3 protein-coding genes are annotated in these 6,000 nt (G+C 49.4%); 1 reads left to right on the top strand and 2 read right to left on the bottom strand.

The window, feature by feature from the left end; all coding sequences use genetic code 11:
* Nucleotides 1–189: 189 nt before the first annotated feature.
* The gene (locus tag JO972_RS09755; protein ID WP_309489852.1) at nt 190–1,236 is read left to right on the top strand and encodes a transposase; all 1,047 of its coding nucleotides are present in this window, start codon (nt 190–192) and stop codon (nt 1,234–1,236) included.
* Nucleotides 1,237–1,451: 215 nt separating this feature from the next.
* Here JO972_RS09755 and JO972_RS09750 read toward each other — a convergent pair whose 3' ends face one another.
* Both JO972_RS09750 and JO972_RS09745 read right to left on the bottom strand, forming a co-directional pair.
* The gene (locus JO972_RS09750; protein WP_309489851.1) at nt 1,452–2,393 is read right to left on the bottom strand and encodes a metallophosphoesterase; all 942 of its coding nucleotides are present in this window, start codon (nt 2,391–2,393) and stop codon (nt 1,452–1,454) included.
* 451 nt (nt 2,394–2,844) lie between these two features.
* On the bottom strand, nt 2,845–5,805 hold the full coding sequence (locus JO972_RS09745) for a tetratricopeptide repeat protein (protein ID WP_309489850.1): 2,961 nt from the start codon (nt 5,803–5,805) through the stop codon (nt 2,845–2,847).
* Between the last annotated feature and the right edge of the window lie 195 nt (nt 5,806–6,000).

Genomic DNA, 6,000 nt, shown 5'->3' with positions numbered 1-6,000 from the left:
GGGAGAGCAAGACTTGCAATAATGAAGGAAGAAGCTAAACAAGAAGTGTAACCTATGTGGTCGGTTTGTTAGTAACCCATGTGCCAGTTCATACCCCCGGTGGAAGTATCATCGGCCGAAAGGGGTCAGGCATAGAAATGGCGCATACTGCCTTGAAACTCCCCTATTTCCTCAGTTAAGCTCCCCTCTATGCCCCGCCAAGTTAGAGTCCAATACGAAGATGCCATCTACCACGTGATGGCGCGGGGGAACCGCTTGGACAAGATTGTGCGCAGTGACGCGGACCGTGAGGTCTTTGAGGCGACGCTTGAGGAAGTGGTGGGGAGGACGGGTTGGCGGGTGTATGCCTATGCGCTGATCGACAACCACTACCATCTCGTTTTCAAGACTCTCAAGGCCAACCTGGTGGAGGGCATGACTTGGTTCCAGAACACGGTGACCAAGAGGCACAACGCGCGGAACAAGTTGCGGGGACATCTTTTCAGCGGTCGCTACAAGGCGGTGCTGGTGGAGGAAAATGATTACCTGAGTACGCTGATCCACTACGTGCACCTGAACCCCGTGCGGGCTAAACTGGTTGCGGTGAAGGATGGCATTGAGAATTATCCATGGTGCAGCTTGGCCGACTACATCAAGCCTGCGAGCAAGAGGCGTAGCTGGATCGCGGTCGGTGCCGGGCTGGAGCATCTGGGTTATGCCGACACGGCGGCAGGCCGGAGGAAATTCCTAGCCGACACCGAGGGGCTTGTTGATAAAAGCCGACTCACTAGGGCTGGGATCGATCCGCCTGAGGGTGCGAGTTTGCAGGTGACTGTGGAGCGGGGCTGGTGCTTTGGCAGCGAGGAATTTCGGGAGAAAATGAGCTTACTGGTTGGCGCGGCCAAAGGCGATACTGGAACGGCAGGCAGCAAGGCGAACGGCTACAGTGGTAGCCAGACCAACGATCACGCTGAAGCAACGGCGCGGTTATGGATCGAGCGAGGGCTGGAAGTGGTCGGGCTTAGCAGGGAGGAACTGGCCACGGCTAACAAGACCGACTGGCGCAAGGCGATGATCGTGCGCAGCATCCGCAAGCACAGCTCGGTGAAGCTGGACTGGATTGCCAAGGAGCTACATATGGGCGTGCGCAGCGGAGTGACCCGGGCGGAGCAGATGCTGAAAGTGAAGTTGGCAAACAAGAAGCAGGTGCAGAGAATGTGGCGAAAGATAGAGGAGATGCACCATTTCTATGCCTGACCCCTAATTGATGCCTGACCCCTAATTGACCCCTAATTGACCCCTAATTGACCCCTAATTGACCCCTAATTCTGACCCCTAATTCTGACCCCTAATTCTCGGATTCTGACCCCGGATTCTCGGATTCTGACCCCGGATTCTCGGATTCTGACCCCGGATTCTGACCCCGGATTTGGTGCATGTTGAATGTTGCATTGAGGTCGCTTGGTCAGCCTCTACACTTCGACCTTCCAGTCGTGGTTCACCCCTTTGCTGAAGGAGTGGATGGTTTTTCCGTTGGCGTCGATGTGGCGGAGATGAAGTCGGGCGTTCTTGATCGAGAGGTGGGAAAAGCCATGAGCGACTTGGAAGAAATTGCCCTTATGTTTTTCCTCCCCTCCTCTGACGCGTGCACCCCCACCGCCAGAAATCACAAAGGATGTTCTCAAGCCCTCGAGTTCGAGGTGTTGCAGATCATGTTCGTGCCCGCTCAAGTACATGTGGACGCCGGCCTTTTCCAAGAGTTCCCCGATCTCCTCGATGAGCTTGGGTGTGCCCTGGTATTTGCCGTTGGAGTAGAGTGGGTGGTGGCCGAGCACCACGGTGAAGGGGGCGCGGTCGGAGGCGAGTTCTTTCTTGAGCCAGACCAGCTGTGCCGCTTGCTCTTCCGGAGTCAGCCAGCAGGCAACCTTGGGGCCGTGCAGGGGGCGATTGATGGATTCCAGGTTCGTATCCAACATGAGGAAGGTGACCTGTGGATTTTTTGCCGGAAGATCAACGCGATAATACTTGGCCGGCATCGTCCAGCGCGTCTTGCGGTCGAGCGATGCGGCGTAGCCTAGCTGCACCTTTTCGTTGTTAGGAGTGTCTCGATAGTCGTGATTGCCAAGAATGGCCCAGCAGGGATTGGGAAATGCTTTGGCAGGATATATGTTTGAGAATCCGGTGATCCAGCGTTTGGACTTCAGGCCACCTGCCATCTTGCGATAGAAATTGTCGCCTAACATGAGGAGCCCATCCGGTTTCTTTCCAAGCTTTTCCGAGTAGCGCCTCATCGACCGTGCGACCGCTTTCTGCTTCTCATCACCACTGCCAAAATCTCCAAGGGCAAACAAATCCAGATCTGCTGCCTCTACCAACTTGGTCGCGGCAGAAGACGATGCCAAATTGAGGTTCATGGCTAGGCTCGAGCAGAATAGAGTCTTCAAGACCCGGCGGCGGGAGATAGGAGGGTTGGGGGTCATGTCACCATGGTAGATGCAGGACCGCCCTGAAGTCGAATAGTTTTCCCGCATACCTAACAGCCATGGGGTCAGGACTGGATTTTAAATGTTCAATGTCGTGTTGAGATGACAACGTAGCTTTGATTCTCTACGTTCACCTTTCAGGCACGGCACATCGTTCCTGTCTACCTCCCTCCGGCCTGTTCTCATGACGGCAGTAAGAGCGGGCCTCTTGGCTTTCCTTTTCCTAACATCCACTGATAAGACTCTTTCAAAATAGGGTTATAGCTAAAGCCTGAAAGAGCGGACAGCTTGTGCACACTTCTTAACCTGTGTGTCACTGATTTTCCGTCAATCACTATCCCTTGAAAATTCGCTGTAGCAAGTGCCATTCGTGATCATCTGCTCATTTTCTAAATATACCGTTTAATCGGTCCCCTAGTATGCTTGTCTTACGGTTTAGTAGAGAAAAGTAGGTCATATTCTTTGGGTTCACACCTTGTTTTTTCAACATGGCTATCGCTTTATCGATGTCCTTCAGAGCCGCTTCGTCATTAGCAAACGCATACTGATGGAGCTTGGATCTGAGAATAAGAGCTGACACAGTCTCGGGGGTGTGTTTGAGCTGTTCGTTCTGTAATTCCAAAGCCTTTTGGTAGTCCATTTGAGAACAATGCATCATCCCCAACGTGTTGTAGATAAATGAACTTTTATTGCCATGTTTGCGGGCTAATTCTAGATACTTAATGGCCTCTTTGAATTCGCCTAAATCTCTACAACTCTGCCCTAACAAGGCATAAAAAACACTTTCACTACCCTTGGTTGGTGTCGCAGCTATCAAGTCGGCCTTAGCTAGTGCCGGCTCTGTTCCTGTGGCATAGACTCGACCTCTATTGTCTTTAATGGCGTTATCTTGATTCGTAAAGAGTCGCATCCGCGTGAAGACTTCAGCTCTAAGCATGTTGAGGTTTTTTTTGTACCTCTCTTTAGCATAGAGAGAAACGAGATATTTATCATCATTGAGACACATTTGGAAGTTTTCGTTCTTACTGCGTTTCCCCTCTAGGACATTCCGTTGTTGAGCAGCCTTTTTAGCCAAGCCCGTTAGCTTGCTACTTGCGAGTCCACGTGCCGCCACATTGAGGTGAAGTCTGGCGCGTTGTTTTTCGCTTTTCTTAAGATAAAGCTGAGCCAATTCGTAATGGCCCGCGACACTGCGACCTTCTGTTTTAGAATAGTTCAAGCATCGCTCTAACGCGTTGATTTTCTTATCCAACGATTTCTCTGATTGGTTTTTATACAGAGTAGCTGCTACCGAACTGTAGATCAGATTATGGTGATTTTTGTAATAGTCGTCGGCGGCTTTTCCTGACAGTCTGTGTAATTTCTCACTCAAATGCTGACTCAGTGAGCTATTCCAAGCTTTCGTGTAGCTGAGTTCATAATGAAGCGCCTTTAGTAGACCCATACTTGGGCTTGGCGCCTTTACGAAATCTACTACATCGTCCCATTGTTTACTATGGATAGACTGCAGAAGCTTACGCGCTTTTTGCGTCTCAGGAGATTGATCTCCAGTTACGAGTAAATGGAGGTCCTTAGCAATCTGAGCAAATCCAGGGTTAGGCCCTTGTCCATTTATTTGATTCGGCGGTATATAACGTTCGGCACGATCCCAAGCAAGCACCGCTGAGAGAGCCGCATAGTCTTCTGCCGCTGCTTGGTAGTTTTGCAGATGAATGTATGCTTGCGCTCTATTCAACAGAGCCTTGTTAGAAGGAAATACCTTCAGCATCCGCGTGTTATACGCTACCGACTCCTTCCATTTCTCATTATCTTCTAGGTAGGACAGTGCTCCTAAATCGTGTAGGGCATACGCTGCTGATTTTCTCTCTGCATAGCTTCTCTCACCGGTTGGTGAGTTCCTCACTAGGGGAATTTGATCCCAATAGCGTCTAGGGTAAAGAGCCTCATCGTTAGCTTGATCTCGCTTAATGTCTATGTCTTTAATGTGAGAGAGATAAGCTGCCGCTAACTTCTTCTGTAATGTATTATCACTCGGATTAGCGGCAAATTGAATCACAAGATCCTTGTAAACAGGAACCTTTCTTAGTTTTTCCTGCTCCCTGTAATAGTTTTTCAACTCAGTAATAGCTGATGAGGATAAGTACTCAGGCAACTTATGCTGCTTGAGTATCTTCTTGAATGCGATCGATGGATGGGTGAAATCATGAAGTCGGTAATCTTGCTTTTTCACCAACTGGAGCGCAATCTTGGACTGTTCTTTTGCCACTTCGTCCCCACTCGCCAATTGTTTCTTGGCGTAGTCTAAGATTGCGTCTTTATCTTTGACCGTCACAGAAGGCGCTAGTTTGACGATGTTGTTAGCTATGCGGCTGATCGAGTTTGACGCAGCTTTTTCAGCCACTAGCCCTTTTAACTCTCTGTATTCGTGTCTAAACTCTAGGCCATCCAATTCTTTGAGTTTCGTCTTTGCCTCTGCCGTCTTCATCTTATCCAGAATCAGTCGATTATGATAAATAAGCTTACTCACCTCCCTTGCGTTGTATTCTGCTTGGTCTAGGTAGTATCCAATCAGCATGAAATTATTTAAGACTGTAGGTCCTTCAATGGCTTTCAACATTTGCATTCTCTTGGACTTGAACCGTTTGGTATTCGCTTGCGCCACAATCTTATCCTGAACCTTGTTCGCCTTCATAGGTTGCTGTGACGCCACATAATGCTGCATCAGAGCGATGGCAGCTTGTGGCGTCCACTCCACATTGAGCGAGCTTTCTAGGGTGCGTATTACACTGGGTGAATCCTTCTTCAGAACATAAATCTGCGCGATCTTCATATAGCAAGTAGCACGTTGAAGGTCGCTATTTTCTGTATTATCTACTATCCGCTTGTAGGTCGCTATGGAGTCATCCACTTTACCCTGTCTGACCTGCAGTTCCGCTCTCAAGTCGAGCAAGTCCGCCGCTTCAGGATGCGCTACCAAAGCCTTATTCAGTATGCCTTCCCCTTCTTTGGCTTGCTGTTGGACGATAAGAATGCGTGCTAGATAGGCAGAAGCTACAGGGTGATTCGCTTGTAGCTCGGTAGCGGAGGTAAAGTGCTTTTTCGCCAAGTTTAAATTCTTCTGCACCATCGCGACTATCCCAAGCGCGGTGTGGGTATCTGCATGATCAGGAGAAGCTTGTCGCATTTCTCCAGAGATTTTCATGGTTGCTATTGGATCGCCCCATAACAGAGCGTCCTTGAGCTGGTCCAGTTGGGTTTCCTCAACTTTTTGCGCTAGGACAAGCGATTGAAATACGCCAAGATGGAGCACTATTGTTATAGAGAGTGTGCGGAGTAAAAACATGATTTAGTACAATAAGTAAAAAGGACTAACGGAATAAGGGATATCTGTCAATCATTTGAACGGGAAGCAGTCTGAGACCTGGAGCCACCTCACCTTGCCGCCCAGTTACTCTGGTAAATCCCCAAATACGCCGCCTGGTGAGACCCAATAATGACGGTGCCATTTATCATGTGATGGGGTATATTCAGACATTAG

The organism is Oceaniferula flava (assembly GCF_016811075.1).
In the GTDB taxonomy this organism is placed as follows: Bacteria; Verrucomicrobiota; Verrucomicrobiia; order Verrucomicrobiales; family Akkermansiaceae; genus Oceaniferula; species Oceaniferula flava.
This window is presented reverse-complemented; position numbering and strand designations above follow the sequence as displayed.

Coding starts and splice junctions, on each gene's coding strand:
- JO972_RS09755 (WP_309489852.1), top strand. CDS start 190: ATGCCCCGCCAAGTTAGAGTCCAATACGAAGATGCCATCTACCACGTG.
- JO972_RS09745 (WP_309489850.1), bottom strand. CDS start 5,805: ATGTTTTTACTCCGCACACTCTCTATAACAATAGTGCTCCATCTTGGC.
- JO972_RS09750 (WP_309489851.1), bottom strand. CDS start 2,393: ATGAACCTCAATTTGGCATCGTCTTCTGCCGCGACCAAGTTGGTAGAG.